General features: G+C 66.0%; 22 protein-coding genes. 12 read left to right on the top strand and 10 right to left on the bottom strand.

The window, feature by feature from the left end; genetic code table 11:
- Both LWC34_RS05380 and LWC34_RS05375 read right to left on the bottom strand, forming a co-directional pair.
- Positions 1–609, bottom strand: coding sequence for an NAD(P)H-dependent oxidoreductase (locus tag LWC34_RS05380; protein WP_233723288.1), 609 nt, complete (start codon positions 607–609; stop codon positions 1–3).
- Positions 610–622: 13 nt separating this feature from the next.
- Positions 623–1,783, bottom strand: a complete 1,161-nt coding sequence (locus tag LWC34_RS05375) for an acyl-CoA dehydrogenase family protein (RefSeq protein WP_233723287.1) — start codon at positions 1,781–1,783, stop codon at positions 623–625.
- Positions 1,784–2,003: 220 nt separating this feature from the next.
- Here LWC34_RS05375 and LWC34_RS05370 point away from each other — a divergent pair, with 220 nt between their 5' ends.
- Together LWC34_RS05370 and LWC34_RS05365 are read left to right on the top strand one after the other, a co-directional pair.
- Positions 2,004–2,735 (top strand): IclR family transcriptional regulator, encoded by a 732-nt coding sequence (locus LWC34_RS05370; protein WP_233723286.1) that lies wholly within the window; start codon positions 2,004–2,006, stop codon positions 2,733–2,735.
- A gap of 255 nt (positions 2,736–2,990) precedes the next feature.
- Positions 2,991–4,379 (top strand): IS1380 family transposase, encoded by a 1,389-nt coding sequence (locus LWC34_RS05365; RefSeq protein ID WP_233723285.1) that lies wholly within the window; start codon positions 2,991–2,993, stop codon positions 4,377–4,379.
- Positions 4,380–4,503: 124 nt separating this feature from the next.
- Here LWC34_RS05365 and LWC34_RS05360 read toward each other — a convergent pair whose 3' ends face one another.
- Positions 4,504–4,860, bottom strand: a complete 357-nt coding sequence (locus LWC34_RS05360) for a RidA family protein (protein WP_233723284.1) — start codon at positions 4,858–4,860, stop codon at positions 4,504–4,506.
- 37 nt (positions 4,861–4,897) lie between these two features.
- Here LWC34_RS05360 and LWC34_RS05355 point away from each other — a divergent pair, with 37 nt between their 5' ends.
- From LWC34_RS05355 to LWC34_RS05345, 3 genes are all read left to right on the top strand, one after another.
- Positions 4,898–6,241 (top strand): amidohydrolase family protein, encoded by a 1,344-nt coding sequence (locus LWC34_RS05355; RefSeq protein ID WP_233723283.1) that lies wholly within the window; start codon positions 4,898–4,900, stop codon positions 6,239–6,241.
- Between the two features lie 67 nt (positions 6,242–6,308).
- Complete coding sequence (locus LWC34_RS05350; protein WP_233722595.1) at positions 6,309–7,160, top strand: IS5 family transposase; 852 nt, start codon at positions 6,309–6,311, stop codon at positions 7,158–7,160.
- Between the two features lie 75 nt (positions 7,161–7,235).
- A protein-coding gene (locus tag LWC34_RS05345) for an IS5 family transposase (protein ID WP_233723282.1) occupies positions 7,236–8,065 on the top strand; the annotation gives its coding sequence in 2 pieces (ribosomal slippage) (positions 7,236–7,608 and positions 7,608–8,065; 831 coding nt in all).
- A gap of 27 nt (positions 8,066–8,092) precedes the next feature.
- On the opposite strand, the gene LWC34_RS05340 is transcribed toward LWC34_RS05345, so the two are convergent.
- On the bottom strand, positions 8,093–8,944 hold the full coding sequence (locus LWC34_RS05340) for an IS5 family transposase (RefSeq protein WP_233722595.1): 852 nt from the start codon (positions 8,942–8,944) through the stop codon (positions 8,093–8,095).
- A gap of 80 nt (positions 8,945–9,024) precedes the next feature.
- Between LWC34_RS05340 and LWC34_RS05335 the strand changes: the two genes are divergently transcribed.
- Positions 9,025–9,552: a flavin reductase family protein gene (locus tag LWC34_RS05335; RefSeq protein WP_233723281.1), complete on the top strand. Its 528-nt coding sequence runs from the start codon at positions 9,025–9,027 to the stop codon at positions 9,550–9,552.
- Between the two features lie 374 nt (positions 9,553–9,926).
- On the opposite strand, the gene LWC34_RS05330 is transcribed toward LWC34_RS05335, so the two are convergent.
- Entirely contained in the window at positions 9,927–10,880 is a 954-nt protein-coding gene (locus tag LWC34_RS05330) for an MBL fold metallo-hydrolase (protein ID WP_233723280.1), read from the bottom strand.
- Between the two features lie 73 nt (positions 10,881–10,953).
- Here LWC34_RS05330 and LWC34_RS05325 point away from each other — a divergent pair, with 73 nt between their 5' ends.
- Positions 10,954–13,410 carry a winged helix-turn-helix domain-containing protein gene (locus LWC34_RS05325; protein ID WP_233723279.1) on the top strand — a complete coding sequence of 819 codons (2,457 nt, stop codon included), beginning with the start codon at positions 10,954–10,956 and terminating at the stop codon, positions 13,408–13,410.
- 4 nt (positions 13,411–13,414) lie between these two features.
- On the opposite strand, the gene LWC34_RS05320 is transcribed toward LWC34_RS05325, so the two are convergent.
- Complete coding sequence (locus tag LWC34_RS05320; protein WP_233723278.1) at positions 13,415–14,305, bottom strand: SAM-dependent methyltransferase; 891 nt, start codon at positions 14,303–14,305, stop codon at positions 13,415–13,417.
- A 698-nt stretch (positions 14,306–15,003) separates the two neighbouring features.
- Here LWC34_RS05320 and LWC34_RS05315 point away from each other — a divergent pair.
- Positions 15,004–15,573 carry an SDR family oxidoreductase gene (locus LWC34_RS05315; protein ID WP_233723277.1) on the top strand — a complete coding sequence of 190 codons (570 nt, stop codon included), beginning with the start codon at positions 15,004–15,006 and terminating at the stop codon, positions 15,571–15,573.
- A gap of 264 nt (positions 15,574–15,837) precedes the next feature.
- Here the strand turns inward: LWC34_RS05315 and LWC34_RS05310 are convergent, their stop codons facing one another.
- Genes LWC34_RS05310 through LWC34_RS05295 form a run of 4 tightly spaced genes read right to left on the bottom strand, consistent with a single transcriptional unit; the run spans position 15,838 to position 20,966 of the window.
- Positions 15,838–17,010, bottom strand: a complete 1,173-nt coding sequence (locus LWC34_RS05310; protein ID WP_233723276.1) for a cytochrome P450 — start codon at positions 17,008–17,010, stop codon at positions 15,838–15,840.
- Positions 17,007–18,038 carry a methyltransferase gene (locus LWC34_RS05305; RefSeq protein WP_233723275.1) on the bottom strand — a complete coding sequence of 344 codons (1,032 nt, stop codon included), beginning with the start codon at positions 18,036–18,038 and terminating at the stop codon, positions 17,007–17,009. Before LWC34_RS05305 ends, LWC34_RS05310 begins: the two co-directional genes overlap by 4 nt.
- Positions 18,035–19,438: an FAD-dependent oxidoreductase gene (locus tag LWC34_RS05300; protein WP_233723274.1), complete on the bottom strand. Its 1,404-nt coding sequence runs from the start codon at positions 19,436–19,438 to the stop codon at positions 18,035–18,037. The genes LWC34_RS05305 and LWC34_RS05300 overlap by 4 nt, the downstream gene beginning before the upstream one ends.
- 28 nt (positions 19,439–19,466) lie before the next feature.
- On the bottom strand, positions 19,467–20,966 hold the full coding sequence (locus LWC34_RS05295; RefSeq protein ID WP_372496424.1) for an aromatic amino acid ammonia-lyase: 1,500 nt from the start codon (positions 20,964–20,966) through the stop codon (positions 19,467–19,469).
- Between the two features lie 357 nt (positions 20,967–21,323).
- Between LWC34_RS05295 and LWC34_RS05290 the strand changes: the two genes are divergently transcribed.
- From LWC34_RS05290 to LWC34_RS05275, 4 genes are all read left to right on the top strand, one after another.
- Positions 21,324–21,581 (top strand): hypothetical protein, encoded by a 258-nt coding sequence (locus LWC34_RS05290; RefSeq protein ID WP_233723272.1) that lies wholly within the window; start codon positions 21,324–21,326, stop codon positions 21,579–21,581.
- Positions 21,581–22,624, top strand: coding sequence for a class I adenylate-forming enzyme family protein (locus LWC34_RS05285; protein WP_233723271.1), 1,044 nt, complete (start codon positions 21,581–21,583; stop codon positions 22,622–22,624). Before LWC34_RS05290 ends, LWC34_RS05285 begins: the two co-directional genes overlap by 1 nt.
- Positions 22,621–24,180 carry a beta-ketoacyl synthase N-terminal-like domain-containing protein gene (locus LWC34_RS05280; RefSeq protein ID WP_233723270.1) on the top strand — a complete coding sequence of 520 codons (1,560 nt, stop codon included), beginning with the start codon at positions 22,621–22,623 and terminating at the stop codon, positions 24,178–24,180. The genes LWC34_RS05285 and LWC34_RS05280 overlap by 4 nt, the downstream gene beginning before the upstream one ends.
- Positions 24,181–24,546: 366 nt before the next feature.
- On the top strand, positions 24,547–24,897 hold the full coding sequence (locus LWC34_RS05275) for a hypothetical protein (RefSeq protein WP_233723269.1): 351 nt from the start codon (positions 24,547–24,549) through the stop codon (positions 24,895–24,897).
- The last annotated feature ends 265 nt before the right edge of the window (positions 24,898–25,162 follow it).

Raw genomic sequence — 25,162 nt, 5'->3', positions numbered from 1 at the left:
TTACGTGAACAGGAACTCACGCGTCGCCGGGTCGAGTCCGCGAGCCTGGCACACCCGTACGAACTCCTCAAAGCTGTCGAGGAAATGCCGCAACAGCTTGATGGTCGGCTGATCGGCCAGCACACCACTGTCGTACTTCGACGCGGCATCGGTCACGTAGACCTCGGGTTTGGTCATCACGGTGGCATCGAGGAACATCAGCGTCTGCCGGAGCGCGAGCTGCGCGCGCACTGTCCCGAACGCGCCCGCGGAGGCACCGAGCACTCCGACCGGCTTGAACCGGAAACAGTTGACCGGGGGCGGAAACGACATCCAGTCCAGCAGGTTCTTCAACGTTCCCGGCACTCCGTAGCAGTATTCGGGCGTCGCGATGATCACCGCGTCTGCGGCCCGGATCCGGTCGCTGATGTGCTGGACTGGGCCTGGTAACACGCCTCCGACGACGAGGTCGTTGTTCAACGGTGGCAGCTCGTGCCATGCGTCCAGGACGTCGATCTTCATCGCGGGCGGCGCGTCGGCGGTCAGGGCACGCACCAGGCCCGCGTTGAACGACCCGGCACGCAGGCTGCCGCAGATCGCCAGGACGTTGAGCGCGGACGGATCTGTCATGGGGGCGCCTCTTTCAGATCAGAGTACTGACGACGTAGGGGTCGAGTCCGAGCAGGGCCCGGCCGTAGATCTCTTGCGGGATCCGGATTCCGGTGCCCGCGTGCCTGCTGGCGACGTTGACGTCCCGGAAGATCCGTTGCAGCGGGCTGAAATCCGCGAAGGACGCGGTCCCGTGCGCGGACACCAGCAGGTCAACCGCCTCCTTGACCTGCAGGCTCGCGTAGGCGGCGTCCATCCGGGTGCGCGAGCGCGTGGTCAGGTCCGGCAGCACACCACGCCTGGCGTGATCGTCGAGCATCTCGGCGATCCGGTGGACGTGCAAGTGCGCGGTGTCGATCTTGGCCGTCGCGTGCGCGACGTCCATCTGGAACGCAACGGACTGCGTCTGTGCCGGGTAGGACGTGGTGCTGATCGCCCGCTTCGGCGCCTTCTCGACGACGAAGTCCCGAGCGGTGACGGCCGTGCCCAATTGCGCGCCAAGCAAGGACAACAGCAGAACGCCGGTCACGCTGGTCCGGTAGAGCGGCTCGCTGGGGAACTCGGTGGCGTTCGCGCCGCCCATCACCGGACCGAGCGGCAGCAACCGATGATCGGGGACGAAAACGCCCTGCGCCACAATGGTGTTGCTCGCAGTGCCACGCATTCCCATGACATGCCATGTGTCCTCGACGGTCAGTTCGCTCATCGGCAGCAGTGCGAGGGAAACTTCACCGTGCGGGACACCAACCACGGCCCAGTCGCAGATCTGCGAACCCGACGCGTAGGGCCACTTTCCAGACACCTTGATGCCACCGGCCACCGGTTCCACGGTCGCTGTCGGCGCGAGAATGCCTGCGGCACAAGCACTCGGGTTATCGCTCCAGACTTCCTTGCGCGCCCGCTCCGTGAACAGTCCGATGAGGAAGTTGCCGGTGTTGACCACGGCGGTGACCCAGGCCGTCGACGTGCAACCGCGGCCCAGTTCGGCCGTCACGTCGACGAATGTGCGCATGCCGACCTGATGACCGCCTAGCGCCTTGGGCACCAGGAGCCGCAGCATTCCGTTGTCTCGCAAAGCCGTCACCGTTCGATCGGTGAGGCGGCGGTCCCGGTCGTGGTCGGCGGCGTCCTGCTGAAGCTGGCCCCGCAACGCCGCGGCGCGCCCGACCAGCTCGTCGTGGAGTGAAGTGCTCATGACGGCGAGTATCAGCTCACGATCCAGCTGGCGGCAATCCTTTGCACTCTTCTTTCTCCCTTCTGTCCAGCAGTGTCGGACACTCTACGGCGCAAGCGAAAGCAATCGATTGCAGACCGGAAAGTGACTCTCAGTAGCACCATGATGGCTGTCGTCACCGGCGTCCGGCTTGGCCGGACAGAAGCGTGGACGCCCAGCGTACGGCGCTTATGTTGGCCGGGTGAGCAACGACACCACTCAGCGTGGAGTGGCCTCGGTGCTGAAGGCGTGCACCGTGTTGCGCGCCTTCAGCCCCAGCGTCGGCGTGCTGTCCGTACGGCAGGTCGCCGAGCGCACGGGCATCCCGCGCAGCACCGCGCACGAACTGTGCCGAACCCTTGTCACAGCAGGAATGTTGCGGACATCCGACGAGGGCTACCAGCTCGGGCCGCTCGCCCTCGAACTCGGCGGGCACGCCGTCCGCCGCACCAGCCTGGTCCGAGCAGCCGGTGGAGTGCTCGACCGTCTTGTCCGCACGCCTGCGCAGGAAGCTCATCTCGGTCAGTTCACCCAGGGCTGGGTCGTGTACCTCGCTCGCAACTCCGGTCCCCGCAAGTCCGAGATCGGACGACGAGTGCCCGCACACCTGACCACTTGCGGCAAGGCGGCGTTATCCTGGTTGCCCTTCAGGGAAGTCGCCGAACAGGTGGCCCGGTGCTGCGCCGAACGTGGCGTACCCCAGCCGGACCTGAGCGCGCTGCACGACGAGCTGTACCAGGCAAGGCGTGACGGACATCTGTCGGCACAGGCATTGCCTGGTAACCGCATGTCGCTCGCCGCCGCCATTGTGGACGGTCGCAATCGGCCGCTCGGCGGCGTTTCGGTAGCAGGCCCAGCAAACGCGTTCACCCCGTCCGCCCGCGCCGCGGTGACCGAGGCCGCCCGGGTGATCAGCGCGCGGATGAGCGCGTGACCGGCTCGCCTGGTTCCCGGGCACCCCCGGGAACCAGAACTCACTTCACCGGGACGGCAGTACGGCGATCGCGCTCACCTCCAACCGTAACCCGGCAGGCACCAGCCGGGCGACCTCGACGGTGGTCGAAGTTGGCCCAGGTGTTTCACGCGGATAGCCGCGACACGAGCCGTAGATAGAACGAAGTGCCTGCCCTGTAAGGGAAACTGGGACTTGTCTAGGGTCCAGGTTCTCGAACGGGAAGGCACTTCGCGGATGAAGCGTATCGAACGGTCCCGCCGGGTCAAGGTCAGCGCGGACGGTACGGGTGTCGTGTCGCATGCCGGGGTCGGAATGCTGCGGGAACTGGCCTGGGATACCGGGCTGGTGAGCGGGATCAGCACTGCGCTGGCCGACACCTATGCCGGACGGTGGCAGCACGCGCCAGGCCGGGTGTTCACCGACCTGGCGGTCGCGATCGCAGATGGCGGCGACTGTGTCTCCCACATCGAGGTGTTCGGCGACCGGCACGAGGTATGCGGGCCGGTCGCGTCGATGCCGACCACCTGGCGGATGCTGGACCGCGTTGACCCGGCCCATCTGTCCAGGGTGCGTGCCGCGCGGGCAGCGGCACGGGAACGGGCCTGGGCCGCCGGCGCCACCCCGGACCTGACACAGCTGCTGCGGATCGATTTCGACGCCACAGTCACGATCTCGCACGCGGAGACCAAGCAAAACGCGGCGAAAACCTGGAAACGCACGTTCGGGTTTCACCCGTTGCTGGCGTTTCTGGACCGCCCGGAGGTCTCCGGCGGCGAGGCCCTGGCCGGGTTGCTGCGTCCGGGCAACGCGGGCAGCAACACCGCCGCCGATCATGTCACCGTGCTGGAGCAGGCGTTGGCCGCCCTGCCCGAGCACGCCCGGCCTCGGCCGGGTGACCCGGACACGGTGCGGGTGGTGGCCCGCTCGGACTCCGCCGGCGCCACCCACGCCTTCGCGACGGCGTGCCGGGATCGTGGGGTGTGGTTCTCCTTCGGGTTCCCCGTGGACGCCCGCATCCAGGCCATCGTGGATGAGGTGCCCGACCAGTGCTGGCAATCCGCGATCGAGTCGGATGGCGGGATCCGGGACGGCGCCTGGGTCGCCGAGGTCACCGGCCTGCTGGACCTGACAGCCTGGCCGGAAGGCTCCCGGGTGCTGCTGCGCGCCGAACGTCCCCATCCCGGTGCGCAGTTGCGGTTCACCGACGTCGACGGGCACCGGATCACCGCGTTCATCACCGACATTCCCGAGCGGGTGATCCCCGGTCAGAACGCCGGGCTGGAGCTTGACCACCGCCAGCACGCCCGGGTCGAAGACCGCATCCGGGAAGGCAAAGCCGCCGGGCTGCGTAACCTTCCCTGCCGGGGGTGGGATGAGAACGTCGCCTGGCTGGAAACCCTGCTGGCAGCCACGGATCTGGTGTGCTGGGCCAAACTGCTCGGGTTCACCGGCACACCGGAGTTGGCGCATGCCGAGATCGCCACCTTCCGCAATCTGGTGTTGCACGTGGCCGCCCGCATCACCCGCAGCGCCCGGCAGGTCCGCCTCCGTATCGACCGGACCTGGAAATACGCCGATGCCATCGCCGAGGCGTGGTTGAGGATCCGTGCCGCGTTCACCTGACCCGTCCACCCTGTCCCGACGACCCGAAAGACCCCGGAGCGGCCGACACGACAGCAGGTCGGCGGCATGCTCGCGCCTATCTCTCGAATCGCTCGCCGCGAGATCAACCAGACTCAACACAAGATCATCCCGGGATCACATGAAACACCTGGGTTGGAAACACCGGGAAATACTGCCGCATCACCTCGACAACCGCGGAATTGTCCCGTTCGATGTCGACCAGGAATTTGGTCACCGACACGATATCGGTAAACTCCGCGCCCGCTTCAGCGAGCACGCGTGCCATATTCCGAAACAACCTGTGCGTTTCGGAACGAATGTCGGACGCATCGTCATCCGGGGTCGCCCCACCGAGCACGCCGGATAAAAACACTAGGTCACGACCAGCGGGAACGCGGACAGCAGGCACAAAGGGCAGGCCGCTGAGACCGTAAATACGCTCAGTATCGCCGATCACTTCGAATGCGGGTTCGGGATTCATGGACAGCCAATCTAGGCCACAATCCAGCGAGGATCAAATGTCCGGAAAACTCCTGCTGCGCGGCGCCCGAATTCTCAGCATGGACGATTCCGCCGGTGAATTCGACGGCGATGTGCTGATCGCGGACGGCCGGATCGCCGAAGTCGCACCCCGGATCACCACGGTGGCGGACGAAGTCGTCGACTACCGGGATCACATCGTGCTGCCCGGCCTGGTCGACTGTCACGTGCACGTCTGGCAGTCGCTGATCCGCGGCATCGCCTCGGGGTGCTGGGGCCGCGAGTACTTCGGCCTTGTCCATCCACTGTCCGGCCGGATCCGCCCGCCGGATCTGCGAACCGCCGAACTGGCAGGCGCCACCGAACTGCTCACCCACGGCGTCACGACCGCCTTCGATTTCTGCCACACAGTCAGCTCCGAGGAGCACGCCGAGGCGGCCATCAACGGCCTGACCGAGTCCGGAATCCGCGCCCTGTTCGGCTACAGTCTGCGTGCCCGGCCCGAAGCCGGCCCGCAATACGACCGCAGCCTCCAAGACCACATCGCGACCCTACAAGATCTGTCCACAAGGGACGAAAGAGTGCGAGTCGCGGTTGCACTCAACAACATCGACCATGTCTCACCCGAACAGCACGCGGCCGAGGTGCGTGCAGTCCGCGCGTTGGGCCTACGGGCGTCCTTGCATTCGAACCTGCCCAACCAGGTGAGTCAGTCCTTGCCCGGTCCAGACATCCTCTGGGTCCACTGTGGCCAAATCAGCGACGAGGAACTGGATTCCCTGTCATCACAGGGCGGTTTCGTTGTGGCGACGCCGGAAACCGAGGCCGCGCAGATGGGCGTCAACCCGATCGTCGGCCGGGCGCTGCGGCACGGTGTCCCAGTAGTGTTCGGAACGGACGTGCCCGCCGCGTTCAACGGCAGCATGCTCAGCCAGCTGCGCACGAGTCACGCGCTGGAACATCTGCTCGCCGCACAGACTGGCGAGCGGCCGCGTCTCGACGCCCGACGGCTGCTGCGGATGGCGACCATCGGCGGCGCGAAGGCGTTGGGGATGGGCGCGGAGATCGGGAGCCTCACGCCCGGCAAGCTGGCCGATCTTCTCGTGATCTGGACTGGCCCGTTCGGACTCGGCGACGCGGACGCGGCCGACCACGTCGTTTTCCAAAGCACAGCCAGGGACATCAAAGCGGTCTATGTCGGCGGCGTTCCCGTTGTGCGTGAAGGTGTTCCGCTCAACGTCGACCTGCCCGCCTTGCGCGAGGCAGTTTCCCGTGCACGGGACTGGATCCGGGGCACCGCACCGGACAGTCCATGGACCGAGATCGACGACCAGGCCCGCCGCCGTTATGAGGCAGGGCAGGGCAATCCCGCCATGACCTAAGAGGGCATCTGATCTTGGTTGGGGCGATATGTCTGTGTCGGGTGACGGCTGATACCTTGATCAACTTGTGGGGTCCCGGCGTGCGTACCGCAGCGACTTGTCCGATGCTCGCTGGGCGTTGATCGAGCCAACGCTGACGGCGTGGCGTGCTGCCCGGCGTGGGCCGGGAACCGTGATGCGCGTGCATGACTTGCGGGAGATCGTGAACGCGATCCTGTACGTGTGCCGGACCGGGATCGCCTGGGAGTATCTGCCGCACGACTTCCCGCCCTGCAAGACGGTTTATGACTACTACGCCAAGTGGGAAGCCGATGGCACAACGGAAACGCTGCATGACCTGTTGCGTGACCAAGTCCGCGTCGCGAAAGGCCGCGCTGCTGCCCCGACGGCGGCGATCATCGACTCGCAGAGCGTGAAAACCTCCTGCAATGTCAGCGAATCCAGTCAGGGTATCGACGCGGGCAAGAAGATCAAGGGCCGCAAACGGCACATCGCCACCGATGTGCTCGGCCTGCTGCTGGCGGTAATCGTGACCGCGGCGTCGGTGCAGGATTCCGCTGGCGGGCAACAGGTTCTCGATCATCTCGCCGCTGCGCATCCGACCGTGTCGGCGGCATGGGTGGACGGTGGCTACAACAACACAGTCATCCGTCATGGAGCCCAGCGGGGTATCCGGGTTGAGGTCGTCAAACGCCCTTCTGCCAAGGGATTCCACGTGTTGCCCCGGCGGTGGGTAGTGGAGCGCAGTCTGGGCTGGCTGATGCAACACCGCCGACTCGCGCGCGACTACGAAGCCCTGCCCCAGCGGTCGCGCACGATGGTCCACTGGGCGATGACTAACATAATGAGCCGCACCCTGACCGGGGAATCCACCCAAACCTGGCGAAACGATCCACCCAAAGCAGACATTCTTGCCTAACTAAGATCAGATGCCCTCTAAGAGTTCCTAACAAGTTGATCACTTGTGGTGCCTGAAGGTTCGTGATCGTTGATCATGAAACGAGTGAGGAAAGGTGAGCAGCCGCCATGGATCGTCCCCGACGACCTGTGGGAACGAATCGAGCCACTGTTGCCGCGCTGGGAGTACGCGTTGTCCCGGCCAGGCCCCAAGCGGCTGCCGGATCGTCTCGTCCTGCAAGGCATCTTGTTCGTGCTGCACACCGGTATCCAGTGGGAGTTCCTGCCCCAGGAGCTGGGGTTCGGGTCAGGGATGACCTGCTGGCGGCGCCTGGCGGAGTGGAACGATGCCGGGGTGTGGCAACGGCTGCACGAGGCGCTTTTGGCCGAGCTGAACGCGGCCGGGAGGCTGGACTGGTCGCGAGCGGTGATCGACAGCTCGCACGCGCGGGCGGCGCGCCGCGGCCCAAAAGCGGGCCGAGCCCGGTCGATCGCGCCCGGCCAGGCTCCAAGCACCACGTGATCACCGAGGGCGGCGGCATCCCGCTGGCCGTCGGCCTGACCGGTGGCAACGTCAATGACGTCACTCAACTCCTCCCGCTGGTCGAGGCAATCCCGCCAGTGCGGGGCAGGCGCGGGCGTCCTCGCCGCCGCCCCGACGAGCTCTACGCCGACCGCGCCTATGACTCTGCCCAACACCGTGGTGAGTTGCGCGGTATGGGCATCGACCCACAGATCGCCGAGCGTGGAAGGGAACACGGCTCCGGGCTCGGCGCGATCAGGTGGGTCGTGGAGCGCACAATCGCGTGGTACCACGGGATGCGGCGCCTGCGTATCCGATGGGAACGCCGCGCCGACATCCACGAGGCGTTCCTCGGTCTGGCCACATGCGTGATCTGCTACCGACACGTCAAAACCTTCTGTTAGGAACTCTAAGAGGGCATCTGATCTTAGTTAGGCAAGAATGTCTGCTTTGGGTGGATCGTTTCGCCAGGTTTGGGTGGATTCCCCGGTCAGGGTGCGGCTCATTATGTTAGTCATCGCCCAGTGGACCATCGTGCGCGACCGCTGGGGCAGGGCTTCGTAGTCGCGCGCGAGTCGGCGGTGTTGCATCAGCCAGCCCAGACTGCGCTCCACTACCCACCGCCGGGGCAACACGTGGAATCCCTTGGCAGAAGGGCGTTTGACGACCTCAACCCGGATACCCCGCTGGGCTCCATGACGGATGACTGTGTTGTTGTAGCCACCGTCCACCCATGCCGCCGACACGGTCGGATGCGCAGCGGCGAGATGATCGAGAACCTGTTGCCCGCCAGCGGAATCCTGCACCGACGCCGCGGTCACGATTACCGCCAGCAGCAGGCCGAGCACATCGGTGGCGATGTGCCGTTTGCGGCCCTTGATCTTCTTGCCCGCGTCGATACCCTGACTGGATTCGCTGACATTGCAGGAGGTTTTCACGCTCTGCGAGTCGATGATCGCCGCCGTCGGGGCAGCAGCGCGGCCTTTCGCGACGCGGACTTGGTCACGCAACAGGTCATGCAGCGTTTCCGTTGTGCCATCGGCTTCCCACTTGGCGTAGTAGTCATAAACCGTCTTGCAGGGCGGGAAGTCGTGCGGCAGATACTCCCAGGCGATCCCGGTCCGGCACACGTACAGGATCGCGTTCACGATCTCCCGCAAGTCATGCACGCGCATCACGGTTCCCGGCCCACGCCGGGCAGCACGCCACGCCGTCAGCGTTGGCTCGATCAACGCCCAGCGAGCATCGGACAAGTCGCTGCGGTACGCACGCCGGGACCCCACAAGTTGATCAAGGTATCAGCCGTCACCCGACACAGACATATCGCCCCAACCAAGATCAGATGCCCTCTAAAGGAGACACCATGCCAACCGAACTGCAGAACCAGTTCCGCGAGGCGATGGCCCAGGTGGCCACGCCGGTCTCGGTCGTCACCACGGTCGCCGACGGCCAGCCGTACGGCAGCACGGTGAGCGCTTTCGCTTCACTGTCCATGGAACCGCCGATGGTCCTGGTCTCATTGTTCCGGACCTCCGGGCTGCTGCCTGCGATCCGGTCGTCCGGCCGATTCGGCCTCAACATCCTCGGCAGCGCGCATTCCCGGCTCGCCACCGGGTTCGCCACCCGGCGGCGACCCAGTGAGAAGTTCGCGGGCGTGCCGTGGATGATGGACGAAGGCTTGCCACGGCTGACCGGGGCACCCGGCTGGGTGGCGTGCGACGTCTGGCAGGAAGTCGATGGCGGGGACCACACTGTCCTGTTCGGACTCGTCCGGGGCGCGGACACCTCCGGCGGCGAACCGCTGACCTACCACCTGCGTTCGTATGGCACGCACCGGATGCTGCCGCGCACCGACGCCTCCTTGACCCTGATGTGGGCTTTGGAGGCCTGATCGAGGAAAGTCAGGCGGGACTGGTGGGGTGTCTCGGAAGGTTGCCGCGTTTGTTCGGCGGAGCCCGTCTCCGCTAGCCAGGATCAATCCGAGGTGGTCCGAGTGACCCCGAACCAGGCATGTCCCTAGCGCTCGTCACGCCCGAAACTGTTCGCGAGGGCCGAGTTAGCGGCGTTGAACGCCGTCAAGGTGACCTTCACGGCATCAAAGTGGGCAACAGGTGTGGTATGCGCGACAGGAGCCATTCACGACGACCCCCGCTGCGGCCCGGATCCCTCGATCGAGATCGTTCCGCGTGTCCCGCCGTGATCGACTCCGTCGTAGACGATCGCCTCGATCATGGCCGTCCTCAAATAGAAGTACGTCTTCGTGCGTTATGGGTGCATCGGTAGCTCCACTCCTTGGTCGAGACGCAGCGACTCGAGGATGACGAACGCGGTGCTGACGATGAAGACGTCGGCGGCCGCGAGCACCCCGGTGTACTTCTTGACCACCGGCGCTGCCGCGTGCTCGGCCGCCGTGTCCAGGTAGGCCTTGACCGCGGCCCAGATGTTGTTGCCGTACTTGGCGTAGAACGGCATCGGGTCCACTGTGGCCAGCGTCTTCCGCGCGCTTTCGGCGATGTCGGCGATGTACTCCTGGTGCAGGACAACGTCATCGCGCGTGCCCAACCGGCCGAGATGGCCGCCGATGAAGTGCTTCCAGTCGTAGGAAAGGGCCTCGGCCGGGGCCGCGATGGAGCCGGGGACGTCCGCGTTGACGTTGAAGGCGGCGAACGACCCCCAGCCAGGCACGACGACGTCAATGAGCATCAGCGTGTCGTGGTCGGGCAGGTGGATGTAGATGTTGTCCGGTGTGTGGTTGGTTCCGTGCCAGGCCAAGTTGACGCGTTCCCCGCCGATGTCCAGCGTGTGGTTCTGCTCGAAGGTGACGTCGGGTACCGGTCGCGCCGGGTCGTTGGCGCGTTGCAGCAGCCGCTTGGTCTCGGCGTGGCCGACCCGCACCACGTCACGGCCGAACAGTGACGAAGCTCCAATGTGGTCGGCATGGTGATGCGAGTAGACGATGTGCGTCACCTTGTTGGACACGCCGTTGGCCGAGGCGATCTCGTCGATGGCGCGCTTCAGGTTGTGCCCGATGGTCGGTGGCGCGTCGAACAACACCACGCCGTCACGCGTGGTCATGAACGCCGCTTGATAGCCGCTGTCGGTGACCCAGTAGAGGTTCTTCTCGACGCGCCCTACGAAGTAGCCCTGCTCGTTGACGGCGGGTCCCAGCGCGGATGACGGTACCGGCGCGTAGTCCGGCAGTTCAGAGTCGTTGGTCATGCCATCAGGTTCGTCACCTGCCGGGTGACTTGCCATCACCGGATTCCGGTGATTCAGCGACTACACTGGTGCCGTGCCCGGGCTGATCGATCGCCTTGACCTGATCTCCACACTGGACAGTGCTGTCGGCAGGAAGGTGACGCTCATCTCAGCGCCCGCGGGCAGTGGGAAGACGTCGTTGCTGCGGCTATGGGCCGACCGCCCGGAACAGGACCGCCGAATCGCGTTCGTGTCGATCCGTCCCGGCCAGCAGGACGCGCACACGTTCTGGTTCACCGTGCTCAGCGAGATCCGTGCCGCCTGTGGAGCGGAGCCGCCGTTCGCGGCACCCGGCTGCAACGGTCGCGACAAGGTGCTGTCCGAGATCAACGCGATCGACGAACCGTTCGTCCTGATCATCGATGACGCGCACGAACTGAGTTCCGTCGAGCCGCTGACCGTGCTGCTGACGAACCTTCCGCCGCTCGCGCACGCGATCGTGGCCACCCGGCGCGATTTGCCGCTGCGCCTGCACAAGATGCGACTGGCCGGGAAGCTGGCCGAGATCCGCGGCTGCCAACTGCGTTTCACGTTCGCGGAGACCAAGAAGCTGGTGGCCGCTGCCGGGATCACGCTGCCCGATCACGTGATCGACCTGCTGCGGCAACGGACCGAGGGCTGGGCGGCCGGACTGCGGCTCGCCGTGCTTTCGCTGGCAGGCAATCCCGATCCGGAACGGTTCGTGGCCGAGTTCTCCGGCAGTGACCGGACCGTCGCGGAATACCTGATGGCCGAGATGCTGGAGCGGCAGCCTGCCGACGTGCAGCGACTGCTGCTGCGCACGTCCTTTGTAGACAGGGTGAACGGCGAGCTTGCCGATCTGCTCACCGGCTCGTCCGGGTCCGAACGGATCCTGCTGGATCTGGCGGACGCCAACGCGTTCGTCGCCCCACTCGACTCCGAGCGCACCTGGTTCCGTTATCACCGCCTGTTCGCCGGGCTGTTGCGGCTCGAACTGCGCCGCACCCAGGCCGAGGAGATCCCTGCACTGCACCGGCTCGCCGCCCGGTGGTTCGCGGGACACGCGCAGCCGGTCGACGCGATTCGGCACCTGCAGAACGCCGGGGACTGGATCGAAGCGGCCGGCTTGCTGACCGACCACGCGCTCAGCTTGACCCTCGACGGCCAGGCGGAAACCGTACGGGCGCTGCTGAGATCGTTTCCGAATCCCGACGACTCACTCGCGCTCGTCCACGCGATGGACGAGCTCGGCACGATGCGTCTCGACGAGGCGGCGCGACACTTGGAGATCGCCCGATCCACCGGCGAGCATCCGATGACGGTCACCGCGTTGGACTTGCTGCTGGCCAGGCTGCGCGGTCATTTCGACTGCGTGGCCGCGCACGCGGACGCGCTGCCTGCCGCCAACACGGACCTGCGTGCCTTTGTCCTGTTGAATCTCGCCGTGACCGAGGCGTGGTCACGGCGGCTGGCCGACAGTGAACGCCACCTGCTGGAAGGCGCCGCCCTCGCTCGGGACATCAACCATCCGTACCTTGAGGTGGCGTGTCTCGCGTACCTCGGTTTCGCGTCAACCGGACAGTCCTTCGCCCTGGCCCGCCAACGCTGCGAGGACGCGATCGCGCTGGCCGCACGGCACGGCTGGGACACCGAACCGGTCATCGCGCCCGCACAGGCCACCCTCGCCTGGATTCTGGTGTGGACCGGCGAGTTCGACGATGCCCAGCGATGGCTCGACCGCGTGCGGTCTGACGGCGAACCAGGCATCCGACTGTTGGTGCACGTGGTTGCCGCGCTCATGGCGGCAGGACGCGGCCAGCACCGCAACGCGGTGACCGAGTTCGCCGCCGCGCAGAAGATCCAGGCGACCATGGCCGGCGAGCACGCACTGAAGAATCGAGTGGTCGCCTGGACGATCGCCACCCAAGCCCGCGCCGGAATGATCGGCGAAGCCCGCACGGCGCTCGCCGCTGCCGGTGAGATCGGCACTGCCGCGGCGGTCATCCGGCTCGCCGAGCACAATCCCGCCGCCGCCCGCCGCGACCTCGAGCTTTCCATCGAACGCGACGTCTTCACCCAGACCGAAGCCAGCCTGCTGACCGCCATCGCGTGTCATGACCTCGGTGACCAACGCAGCGCCACGGCCGCCCTCGAGCAGGCGTTCGACCTCGCGGAGCAGGACCGGCTGATCCTTCCGTTCCTCATGACCGGAGCGTGGGAGCTCCTTGAGTCGTTGCCTGCCTGGGAAACCACACATGCCGCGCTCGTCGCCGACATCCTCGACGCGGCCCGCAGTGGCTCTCCGGCTGCGTCAGCCCGTTTTCCCACCGAGGCCCTCAGCCGCAGCGAGCTTCGGGTACTTCGCTACCTGCCGACCAACCTCACCCGTCAGGAGATAGCCGGAGAACTGTCGATCTCTCTCAACACGGTCAACACACATATCCGCAGGATCTACGCCAAGCTCGGCGCCACCGACCGCGGCGCGGCGGTCCACCGTGGCCGCGAACTGCGCCTACTTGGCAGTAGGTAGCTCCTCAATCCTGCAACTTCACGGAGCTCGCGAGCACGGTTCCGAACGGGTCAGCGGCACAGCGGCGCACTATCTCGGGAATAGGGCGGTTCACCCTCGTGAGCTGCTCGGCGAGCGTCACCGCCTCATCGCACCTCCACCGCTGACTCGACATCCAGTCGCCCACATTGCGGTACGGAGGTGTTCGGAAGGCTTCCATGAACAGGCGGGTGACTGCCTCATCCTCGCTGCCGACGATTTCAGGCACGTCCTGCATCACGGGCTTGCGGATGATGGTCTCGGTAAGTAGTCCGTTCGCTGGCAAGCTCAACGAACTGATGGTCGCAAGCAGGTTGTCCGCGGCGGCCGCGTCGAAATACATCAGCAAACCCTCGACAAGCCACAGAGTCCGAACATTCGGGCGGAATCCGGCAGCGGTCAACGCGCCTGCCCAATCCTCACGCAGGTCGGCGGGCACCGCGACGCGGGTGGCGGTCGGTTGTTCATCGGCCAGCACAGCGGCTTTGAAGTCCAGTACCTCCGGTGTGTCGATCTCGTACACCGTTGTCGTAGCTGGAAGATTCATCCGGAACGCCCGGGTGTCCAGTCCGGCGGCAAGGATCACGATCTGCCGAATTCCAGCGCCGACGTGCTGCTTGATGTGCGCGTCGAAGAACGGCGTCCGGCCGCAGAACAGCGCTGAGAGGAAATCCCAGAGCAGCGACTCGTCGTCGATCCGGATTGGACCCAACCTCGGCAGATTCGTGCCGGGCACCAGGCCGGTGGCCGCGGCGACGAACAGGTCGGCCAAGGGATCGACGAACAGTGGATTGTCCTGTTTGGCCTCTTGGGCACGGGCGTACGCGGCGATCATGGCGGTGTACCCGATGCCTGTCGGCAAGGTGAGAGCACCCATATCGTGTTCCTTCGATCAGTCGTCCACCGCCATTGCACGCCCCTCTGCCCATTGCCGCCAGTCGACGGCACAAGTCCGCCAGTCGATCACTCTGTGTCCTATCGCGACAGTGCTGATTGACAACGTCCAGCTAATGGCTCGTCTCAAATCGTTGACCAGGTAATCGAGCCTCCAGGCGGTCCATAATAGACGGTCAATCGCCACATGCGTCACACCTGCCACACCTACCACACCTGTGCCCCATGTTGATGCCGTGAAGGTCACCTTGACGGCGTTGAACGCACCGAATCTTCCCCTCGCGCAGGCCTACCGCCCGCACGGCGCCGCAGGACACCAGGGTGACCGCGGCCATGACGGCCTCCGCGCTGTGTCACCAGGGAAACGTGCAGGTCACCGACCTGAACACCGGTCCAACGACGCCCGATCACCACTCCTGAAACTCCTGGCACTGGCGTGAGACGCCCCTCGCGAACAGACGCGAGCGTGACCAATACGGGACAACGCAGAAGGCGACTCTCCACCGAGGACATGCCGCATCCGGGGCCACTCGGACCACCTCGGATCGATCCTCGCTAGCGGACACCGGCTCCGCCGAATAAACGCGGCAACCTTACGGGACACACCACTAATTTTCAACGGACGCGATGTGGTTGACTCGACACCGTGAGTCGTACAGAGCTTGTATTCGGTGGTAACCGATGACGAGTCTTCCCGGCAAGGTCGCGGTCATCACTGGCGCCACCAGCGGCATCGGCGCCCGCGTCGCCGAACTGTTCGTGTCCGAAGGAACACGCCAGGCGCCAGATGGCCTCCCAGCGGTCCGGCAGCATCATCAACATGGGCAGCATGGCGGGAAAGCAGCGGGTTGGTCCGGTTTGGACTATTCCACCGCCAAGGCGGCGGTCATTCATCTCACCCGGTGCGCTGCCGTCGATCTGGCTCAGCATGCTGTGCGCGTCAACAGCGTCTCGCCAGGTTTCGTGCCCACTGGCATCTTCGCCAAAGGCGGCGGCCTCGATCCTTCGATGGCGGACACGACAGCGGAGAAACTCGCGGCAGGCACGACAACGCTGACAGCCGGAGTTCAGCCTATCGAGGAAATCGTCACCACAGACGACGTCGCCGCGGCGGTGCTCTGGTTCGCCAGCGACGCGAGCAGGCTGGTCACGGGCCAAGACATCGGTGTCGACGGCGGTGTTTCGGCAGGCCGTCCGCTGTCCGCCCTGTGGACCGACCGGACACGCATCCGGGAGACACTCACCTCTTGATGCCGTTCATGACATCCAAGTCGGGTGGCGTTCCCGGCTCGCTGGGCCTACGGTCCCTTTCGGACGGGACGAGGACGTCCCAGGATGGCCGCATGAGAACACGAATGGTCCTGGCGGGTGCCGTACTGGCGGTGGGTGCGATCTTCGGAATCACGGGCGGCGCACAGGGCGTTGCTTATCCTTGTACTGGCGCTGGATGTGCAGCGCCCGACAGTCCTTCGCTCAGCAGTTCATTGGTTCCCGCCGCGGTCCAATTTGACGCCGCTAACCAAGGATCAGCGGTAGCCGGTCGAAGCCGTACATGAACGGCGAGACGCGGTGGCGCAGCTCAGCACGGTCGATTGCGATGCCGAACCGCGGATATCGCTCCAGCAGGCCGGTCAGCCCGATCCGGCCTTGCAATCGCGCCAGGGCTGAGCCCACGCAGTGGTTTGGCCCGTGGCCAAAGCCGACGTGAGTGGTGGTCGCCCTGGTGATCCGCAGCGCGTCCGGCTCGTCGTAGGCCAGGGGGTCGCGGTTGGCCGCCGCGAGGAAAAAGCCGACCGTACCCCCGGCCGGGATGACCGTGCCGTGCAGCTCGATCGGCTCGAGGGCGAACCGGAACCCCGGGGACAGCACGACCGGGTTCGAGTAGCGCAGCACCTCCTCGACCGCGCGATCGACGAGCGTCGGGTCCTCGCGCAGCAGGGCGAGTTGGCCGGGGTGGTCCAGTAGTGCGACCACGGCGTTGGGGAAGAAGTTCGCGGTGGTGTCGGTGGCCGCGATGAGCAGGTTCCCCGCGATAGCCGTGACTTCCTCCTCGTCCAGTCGTTCGTCGCCGTCGGATGCGTTGAGCAGCAACGACAACAGGTCGTCGGCGGGCCGCTTGCGCTTGATCTCGATCTGCTCGCCGATGTAGGCGAGGGCGTCCGTCAACGCCTGCGTGGACGCCGCACGGTCGGGGCTGGTCGCGGTGTCGGCCCAGCCCCGCAACAGTTCGTGGTCGGACTGCCGGATGCCCAGCACGGTGCCGATCGTCGTCACGGCGAGCGGGTAACCGAATTCCTGCACCAGATCCGAGTCCAGGTTGTCCAGCAGAGTCGACACGGTCTCGGTGATCACCGCCGTCCAGCCCTCGACGATCCGCGGTGTGAGTGTGGCGCCGACCAGTCGCCGCTGACGGACGTTGTCCGCCGGGTTCACCACGAACGCCTTCTCCCAGGCCGTGCCGATACCCATGGCCAGCCCGGACGTGCGGAACCGCTCGCTCGCCAACTGCGTGTCGACGCTGAGCCGTCGGTCCGTGGACAGAGCGCGGATGTCGTCGTAGCGGCTCACCAGCCACAGGTCGACGTCGGCGAACGGCGGCGACACCCGCGCCACCGGCTCGTGCTCACGCAGTCGCGCCAGCGTCGGGAACGGATCCGCGTAGTACTCCATCGAGAAGATCTCGGTCACTTCACTCCCGTGTGGAGGCAATGGTCTCCGGGGAGTTCCCCGAATCGTCCTATGTGGTCAAATCCGGCCTTGCTCAGCCACTCCGCGTAAGCCGACTGCGGGTAGAAGTTGCCGTGTCCTGTTGCGACGGACAGGAAGTACGCCGGGAACAACACTGTCGCCAGTGGACCGTCACGGGAATCGTTCTGCATGGCGTCGAACAGCAGAACAGTCCCGTTTTCCGGGAGGATCGTCCGAACCTTTCGCAACAGCTCTATGTTGGTCTCCGCTGGCCAGAGCGGCAGCATGTGCGTGATGAGCGCACTGTCGGGCCCTGTGGGCAGGGGGTCGGTGAACACGTCGCACGCCACCGGGGTGATCCGTTCCGTCAAGCCATGGGCGGCGATGTTCCTCGATGCCGCCTCGGCGACAGGAGGCAGATCAACGAGCGTGATTTTCAGGTCTGGGTAGTGCTTGGCGAGCGCGATTGCCTCACGGCCGGTACCGCCCGCCACGTCCAGCAGGTGACGGCAGTCATCCAGGGCGCCGGTCCCGATCAGGCCGGTGATGGCGCTGTCGGAGATCGCGTGCAGGTGGTCGTGCAGGTCCCGCAGCTTGCCTTGATCGTTCTCCAGCCGCCGGTAGAGAGTGTCACCACGGCCGGGAAAATGACGAAGGCCGACGTTCGTGCTCCGCCTCAGCGAATCGGCGAAGTCACTGATCCCAGGGTTGACGATGGTGTGCACGAACGACAGGTGCAGTGCTTCACTGCCCTGAACAATGCGCTGTTCGACCAACGGGTGGTTGCGGAGGCCGGAATCGTTGCCCAGAACCAGTTTCAACCCGCGCAGTCCGGTAAGCAGAACATCGAACGGGTAACTGTCCACAGTGATCGCGGCGGCCAGTTCGCGTGCGGTGCAGCCAGGGTGCTTCGACAAGTGAGAAAAGAGCCCCAAGCCCTGTCCGGCGTGCAGCATTTCGAATGCGACGGCCCCGTACATGATCAGAGTCATGCCCTCGTCGGTCAAATCCCAGGTTGGCCTTGTCATACCTTGGCCGCCCCGACTGGTGACAGGCTCACGTGCACCGTGTCTTCGTCGGTGTCATACCGGCAATGGGTTATCTGGTTGTCCAGCTCCGGATCGATCGTGGGAAAGTCGGGGCGGTAGAAGAAACCGCGGGACTCGCGTCGGGCCAAGACCGCACGTGTGTACGCCTCGGCGAGGATGAGCAGGTCTACGGATTCCGTGTCTGCAAAGTGTTGTACGCGTTCACGTGCGCACCACTGGAGGAAGGTATGGGCACGCTCGACGGAGAACCTGTTGTCCTGCAAGGTGGCTATCCGACGTTGAATCGCGGCGGGCAGCGCATTGTCCGGCGGGGGCGCCGGTGGTCCGGCATCGAAGTCCTCGGTGGACACGCCAGTCGCACGCCGTGCCAGCGTTTCGGCGAGTTCGGCGCCTCTGGCGAGGAAGGACAAGAACGGTTTGCCTGCGACCGAATCAAGGGACATGCCGTACTCGGCCTCACCGGTGGCGTGGATGTTGCTCGGTTCCGATGCGCTCGCGATGCCGCCCATGGAGAATCCCTTGACGGGCCCGAGTCGCGCTGTGGCGCCGTTGGCGAGCTCCACCGTGTGCGGAACGTCGAGGTTGTCGATCCAGTAACGGGTGAACACGTCCAAGTCGTTCGAGTCACCCGCCAACTCGGTCGCGGGCTCGCCCGACCGCAGCAGGTGAGCACCTTCGAGGACGAACGGGTAGAGCGGGCGCCTATGGTCGAGATCGCCAAGCGCGAACCGGTTGAACAGTTCGAGGTTGGCCAGACAGCCGCCACGCCGGGCGTAGGTGCCCAGGAGGTAACCGGTGCCGGAGCCGAGGCCGTCTTCGAACAACCCGGTGAACCCACCGGACGCGAGAACGACATCGGCAGCGAGCACCTTGCCGGGCTGGCCTTCGTGCTCGTAGCGCACGCCGAGGCACGTGCCGCCGGTAACGACGAAGTCCGTGGCCCGTCCGCGCAACCGGGTGCCGCCGTGTTCCTCGAACCTCGCCAACACCTGACGCACCACGTCATCGCCCGCGCCAAGGCGGATACCAGGGGTCGGGCCGAGCGGACAGACGAAGTCGCCGACCGGCCCGTACGGCACGATCCGGGCAAGCGCGTCGAACTCAGCTCGGGCACGCTCGATCATCCTGGCCTGATAACGAGGATCCTGGGTGGTGGAGCTGTCGGCGAACACGGATGGCGCCGTGCGATCAGTGCAGTGAATGGCGTCCTGCATGATCAGTCCCGCTGCCGCGCGGGACAGCGGTTGTGCCCGGTCGTCATCGGCGATCAGGACCGTGCGAACTTCGCGTTGGGCGAGCCGGTATGCCAGCCAAGCTCCGGCTATCCCGCCACCGACGATGACCACCTGGCTTCGCGTCGACAGGGCGTCGTTCAGCATCAACAGCGCTCCTATGGGAGTAATGGACTTACGGCACAAGCGCTTGCTCGTCGGCCATCCGATCGAGCAGCTCCGCGGCCCGTGCCACGTCGGTCTGCAGTGGACGGTCGGGGTCGATGGCTGGCACCACGTTCACCAGCCGGTCGAGCACCGCGGCGCACGCTTGCGAAGTTGGGCGGCGGACGCCCACGTGCACCGCCTGCCGCAGCGCCACGGCGAGCGCGCCGTGCAGCCAGCGCAGTGAACGGGACTGGTCCAGTGCGTTGAGCGCCGTCTGCGTGCCGAACGGGACGACGTCCTGGTTGTGCAAGTTCGTCGGCAGGCTCTGCATCGACGCTGGGGTCGCGTTTCGGCGCATGTCGACTGTCGCGGTCGCGGCGATCTGTACGCCCTGCACACCATGCTGTTCGCCGGGCACAGTTGCCAGCATCGGTGGCAGGCCGCCGTTGCGGTGCGGGTCCACCATCAGGTCGAGTTGCCGTTCGGCGAGGTTGCCCATCTGCACGGCCGCGGTGGTCAGCAGGTCCGCCGCGAAGGCGACCGGCTGGCCGAAGAAGTTGCCGCCGTGCACCACTTCGCCGTGCTCGGGGAAGAACAACGGGTTGTCGCTGACCCCGTTGAGATCGGCGTCGACGACCGCCGTCACGTGGTCCACCGCCCCAGCGACAGCGCCAAGCAGCTGCGGCACACAGCGAATGCTGTAGGGCTCCTGGAGCCCGCGGGTGCTGCTGGGCGTCGACCCGGCGAGCAGGTGGCGCATCCGGCGAGCGACTGAGCTCGCAGCGTCGTGGCCGAAGGCGGTGATCAGGCGCTCGGACAAATACGTTGGCGCGCAGCCCAACAAGTCGGCCATGAGCGCCGACAGCAGCTGCGCGACGACGAGCGATCTGGCCACCGAAGCGACCGCGAGCCCAGCGGCCGCGGCGGTCAGCGAGGTCCCGTTGACCAGGCCGAGCGCGTCACGCCCATCGAGCTCCAACGGTGCCAACCCGGCCGCGCGCAATGCCGCGTCCGCAGGCGTCCTGACGCCGCCGACATAGGCGAAACCGTTGCCGCGCAACGCCTGCACCGCGTGCGCGAGCGGCACGAGGTCGCCGCTGGCGCCGACCGAGCCCAGTCGTGGGACTGCGGGGGCGAAGTCGGTCCGCAGCATCGTGGCCAGCGCATCGACCACCGGCACGGACACCCCTGAGCGGCCCTGCGTCAACGACCACAGCCGCGTCAACAGAGCGGCCCTGACCACCGCGGGATCGAGGTCTGGACCGTGGCCCGTCGACAGGTGGTTGAGGGTGTTCTCGGCTTGGTCGGATAACTCCGCACGGCCCGCGAACGACACCAATGGACCGAATCCGGTCGTCATTCCGTAGATCGATCCGTCGGTCGCGAGGATGTCGTGCACGAATCTGTGACAGGCCGCGACCCGGCCAATCACCTCATCGTTCAGTATCACTTCGATCGGCCGCGCTGCCCGTTCCAGAAAGATGGATTCGAGTCGCCCTGGAATGTATAACGCCGATATCGAGCGCACGTCGAACTCACTCCCCAATACGGGATTCCAGTGCGGTCACTGCATGATTTCCACAGCCCCGAGCTGGGCGACCAGGGGATAACTCATACCGTCCGGTTCAACGTCCACAAACCCATCCCCGTCCACGGGTCCACCTTTACTGTAGCGCGAAATCGGCGTGTCCAAAAGTGTGCGTCTTCGTGCTCGAAATGTCTAATGTGGATGATCGTCCGAGTGCTCTTTCGTTGCGCTTGACGTGTTGTTAGCACGGTTCACGGGTTCGATTTTGACAAGATAGCGTCTCGCCGCATAGCAACTTTCAGCTATTCCGTAGCAATTTTCTGTTGTATCGGGTCCAATGAAACGAACGGTGGGCGAATGGAGATCGAAGCACGGGTCAGGGCGGCGGTGGCGCACGCGATGCGTGTCCCGCTCGACGACTGGCCAGCTGACAAGCCGCTGACCGACGTGCCGGACGGGATGTACGACAGCCTGGCGAAGCTCGACGCCGTCGGCAGGCTGGAACTCGAGCTCGACTCCGGCCCGCTGCCCCTCGACGAGCAGGCGGGAACGTTGGACACCATCACCGCGCTCACCGAGTGGGTCCTGCGCAAGCTCGACGGCAGGCGTGCGTAGTGAGCATCGAACTCGCGCCCGAGCGGGTGCTGCGCCACTACCTGCGCGAACCCGACCCGCTGGTGCCCTCCGGCCCGTGGCGGGTGCGCTGGGACTTGGTCCCGGATCGCGAGGCGATGCTGCGTTCCGAGGTGCCGGACACCGTAGTGGTCCGGACCTCCGGCGCCACCGGCACACCCGGCGAGTGGTCGCGATCGCGTGAGAAGTTGCTGGACGAGGCCGCTCTGCTGGCCGGACTCTGGCATGACAGCCCAGTCGACCTGACGCTGGCGTTCGCACCTCCGCCGCATCTCTACGGACTGCTCACAACCCTTGTGCTGCCCGCCGTGCTGGGCGTGCCAGTGCACTACCAGCCAGGACTCGACGCGCTGTCGGCCGACGTGGCCGGCCGGGTGGTCGGGGTGACGGCGATCCCGTGGACATTCCGGATCCTGCAACGCGATCAGGAACTCCTCTCGGCCGCCGCCGAGATCACGATCATGCACAGCACCGCCACCCTTCCGCCTGGGGCCGACGAGGTCGCCGCCGGACTCGGTGCGCGCGTCATCGAGGTCTTCGGCTCCACCGAGAGCGGGGGCATCGCGCACCGCCAGGGGCGCGAGGGGCCGTGGACCCTCTTCGACGACGTAACCCTTGTCGAGGAGGAGACCGGCGAGGTGCCGCTCGTGGTGTCCGGGCCCCGGCTCGCCGCCGGGCTGACGACGTGGTGCACCGATGACTTCGTGGAAGTGGTCGACGAGCGGCACTTCCGGTTCCACGGCAGGCGTACCCGGCTGCGCAAGATCAACGGTGTCCGGGTTGACCTTGACGACGTCGACCACCGGCTGCGCGCCGCCGTGCCGTGCGCTGACCTCGCGTGCGTGGCGGTGGATGACCCAGTACGCGGTGAGAGTTTCACCGTGCTCGTCGTCCCTGACGCGTCCGAGCCGCCTTCCCTGCCGACGTCGGTCCGCGTTGCTCTCAAGGCCTGGGGTCTCGCACCGCACGACGTGCTGATCGTGTCCAGCATCGAGAGAAGCGAGATGGGGAAACTGCGCCGATGACGCCCGACGTCGCCATCACGCGGCTCGCGCTCGCCACCGGGTTCGGCACCGACGCCGAGGAGACCTGGCGCCAGGTCATGGCCGGTGCCAGCGCGGTCCGCAGCACCGACGGCACTTACGTGTCCAAAATAGACGGTCCGGATGTGCTGGCGTCGTTGGTGTCCTCGATCGCGCCGGACGGCCTGCCACCTGACACCGGCGTGGCGATCGGCACCAACGGCGCGCCCGAGGCGGCGTGGTTGAGCGGCAAGCCCTATGCCGTGCTCGACGACGTTGCCGACTCGCTCGGTGCGCACGGGCCCAGGGTCGTCTTCGGCACCGGCTGCGTCGCGGGCACCAACGCGTTGTGTTACGCGGTCGACGTCCTGCGCGCGAGGTTGGCGCGGACCATGGTCGTGATCGGTGTGGAGACCCTCACCGTGACCACGATGGCGACGTTCCGCAGCTGGAAGGCGCTCGACCCCGCGCCGTCGCGGCCATACGGCGGCAGCGGCGGGGTGAACCTCGGCGAGGGCGCCGCGGTGCTGGTGCTGGAGGCCGACCCGAAGGCCGAGGACGTCGTCGCCTATGTCAACGGCTACGGCCTCACCTCCGACGCCTTCCACGTGACGGCCCCGCCGCGCGACGGCGAGGGATTGCTCCGCGCGTTGCGGATAGCGTTGCGGGATGCGGGAATCGCACCGTCCGAAGTGGACTACGTGAACGGGCACGGCACCGGCACCCCGGCAAACGACACGGCCGAACTGGCGGCGATGCGCGCGGCGTTCGGCCCGCACGCCCCACCCATCAGCAGCTCCAAGCCCCAGGTCGGCCACACACTCGGCGCCGCCGGTGTGGTCGAAGCCGCGCTCACCGCGTTGGCCATCCGTGACCAACTGCTGCCGCCTACAGCCAACGTCGCGCCCGTCAGCGACTGGGACGTCGTGCCCAACCATTCGCGGCCGGCACGGATTGACGTGGCCGTCACGAACTCGCTCGCGTTCGGCGGCGCCAACGGCGTAGTCGTGCTAGGCCGCCGACCCCGCCGCGTGGCTGACACCCATCCCGCGCGGGCCGTGGAGGTGTGCGGCTCGGCGAGAGTTGCTGATCTCGACGCCGCGCTGGCCTTGATCCCGCGAGCGTACGCGGGCCGAGTCGGAGAGCTCGGCGCGCTCGCCATGGCCGCAGGCAGCGCCGCGTGGACGGATGCCGGATGCACCACTGACGCTGAGCGGGTTGGTTTGGTCTTCGCCACCGCCGCAGGCCCAATCGGCACGATCGAGGAGCTGTTCGCGTTGCGGGATCGCGATGAACTACGACTCGTCAGCCCCGTGACGGCACCCAACATCGTCGCGAGCGTGACCGCTGGATACGTGTGCCAGATGCTCGACATCAAGGGCCCGCTGTCGGCGATCACCTCCGGCGCGGACTCCGCTTCCATCGCCGACGACTACGCGCACCGGCTCATAGCGCGGGGCCGGGCGGACGTAGTTTTGGTCGTCTGCGCGGACGAACGTGCGGACGGGGCACGCGCTCATGTGCTCAGAGCGGTCGGCGTTGGCTTGCAGGTCAATTAGCTGAACTCACGGTACATCCCTGCCCTGACCAACAGCCGCACCAACCTCGACAGCTGAGGAGAAGTCCCGCCAGTCAAGTCCAAAAAGGACTGTTGAATCGTTCGGCTTCGCCGGTCCCGAGACCGGCATCGGCTATCGCGTGGGCACCCATGCCTGGTCTTATTGGGAACGCGAACTGCACCGCTCGTTGCCGATACCCATGCGAGCGCCCCTGCCGCAAACGGGTAACAGACCGATCAGCCGCTGAAGCCGCGCTGTTGCCGGCGTGAAGTCGGGCTTCGGAACGATCGGTTCACCGGGATTTTCGGCAAGGCCTCATCGTGGACCGGTTCAGCGGGCGAGGCCTTCAACTGGGAGGGAAGCACAATGCAACACTTGGTGAAGCGCGCGGCTGTACTGGGGACAGTCGCTGCAGCCGCGTTCGTCATGACACCGCTGGCCGCATTCGCGGGCGGGAACTCGAACACCTGCTCCGGCAGCTCATGCTCTGTCGAGGCGAGCGGGTTCCCGGGTGGCACGTTGTCCGTCGACGCCGACGTGCACGGCAGCGGTGGGGCCGAATGGGTAGTGTTCTCCGGCGACCGGCTCGCTTGCCGGACCAACTTCGCTGCCGGCGATCCGCCGCGGTCGTGGGTGTGCAACAACGTTCCCGCTGGCCATCTCCAAGCCAGTGTCTCCGGCCCCGCAGGACCGTCCAACATCGGCCTGCGCTGGTAACTGAACGCTCCTGGCCCAGGCTCACAGGCCTGGGCCAGGAATTCATCGTCCGCTTGTTAGACCATTGTGGACAGTCGGAGCGCGAGCATCCACGGTTCGCCCGCACCCCTGGTACCGGCGCGCCGCTCGGCTGACCGGTTTCACGTCGGTGTGTCAACCCGTTTGTGGGACTGGAAGAACAATCGTGGCGAGCAAGCCGCCGCTCGGCGCTGCGCCAAGATCCAGCCGACCGCCGCGCACATGGGCCTGTTGGTCCACCAAAGCC

Origin of the sequence: Kibdelosporangium philippinense, assembly GCF_021390435.2 — a bacterium.
GTDB lineage: Bacteria > Actinomycetota > Actinomycetes > Mycobacteriales > Pseudonocardiaceae > Kibdelosporangium > Kibdelosporangium philippinense.
The sequence above is the reverse complement of the archived record's forward strand: the minus strand, read 5'-3'. Positions and strand labels throughout refer to the sequence as shown.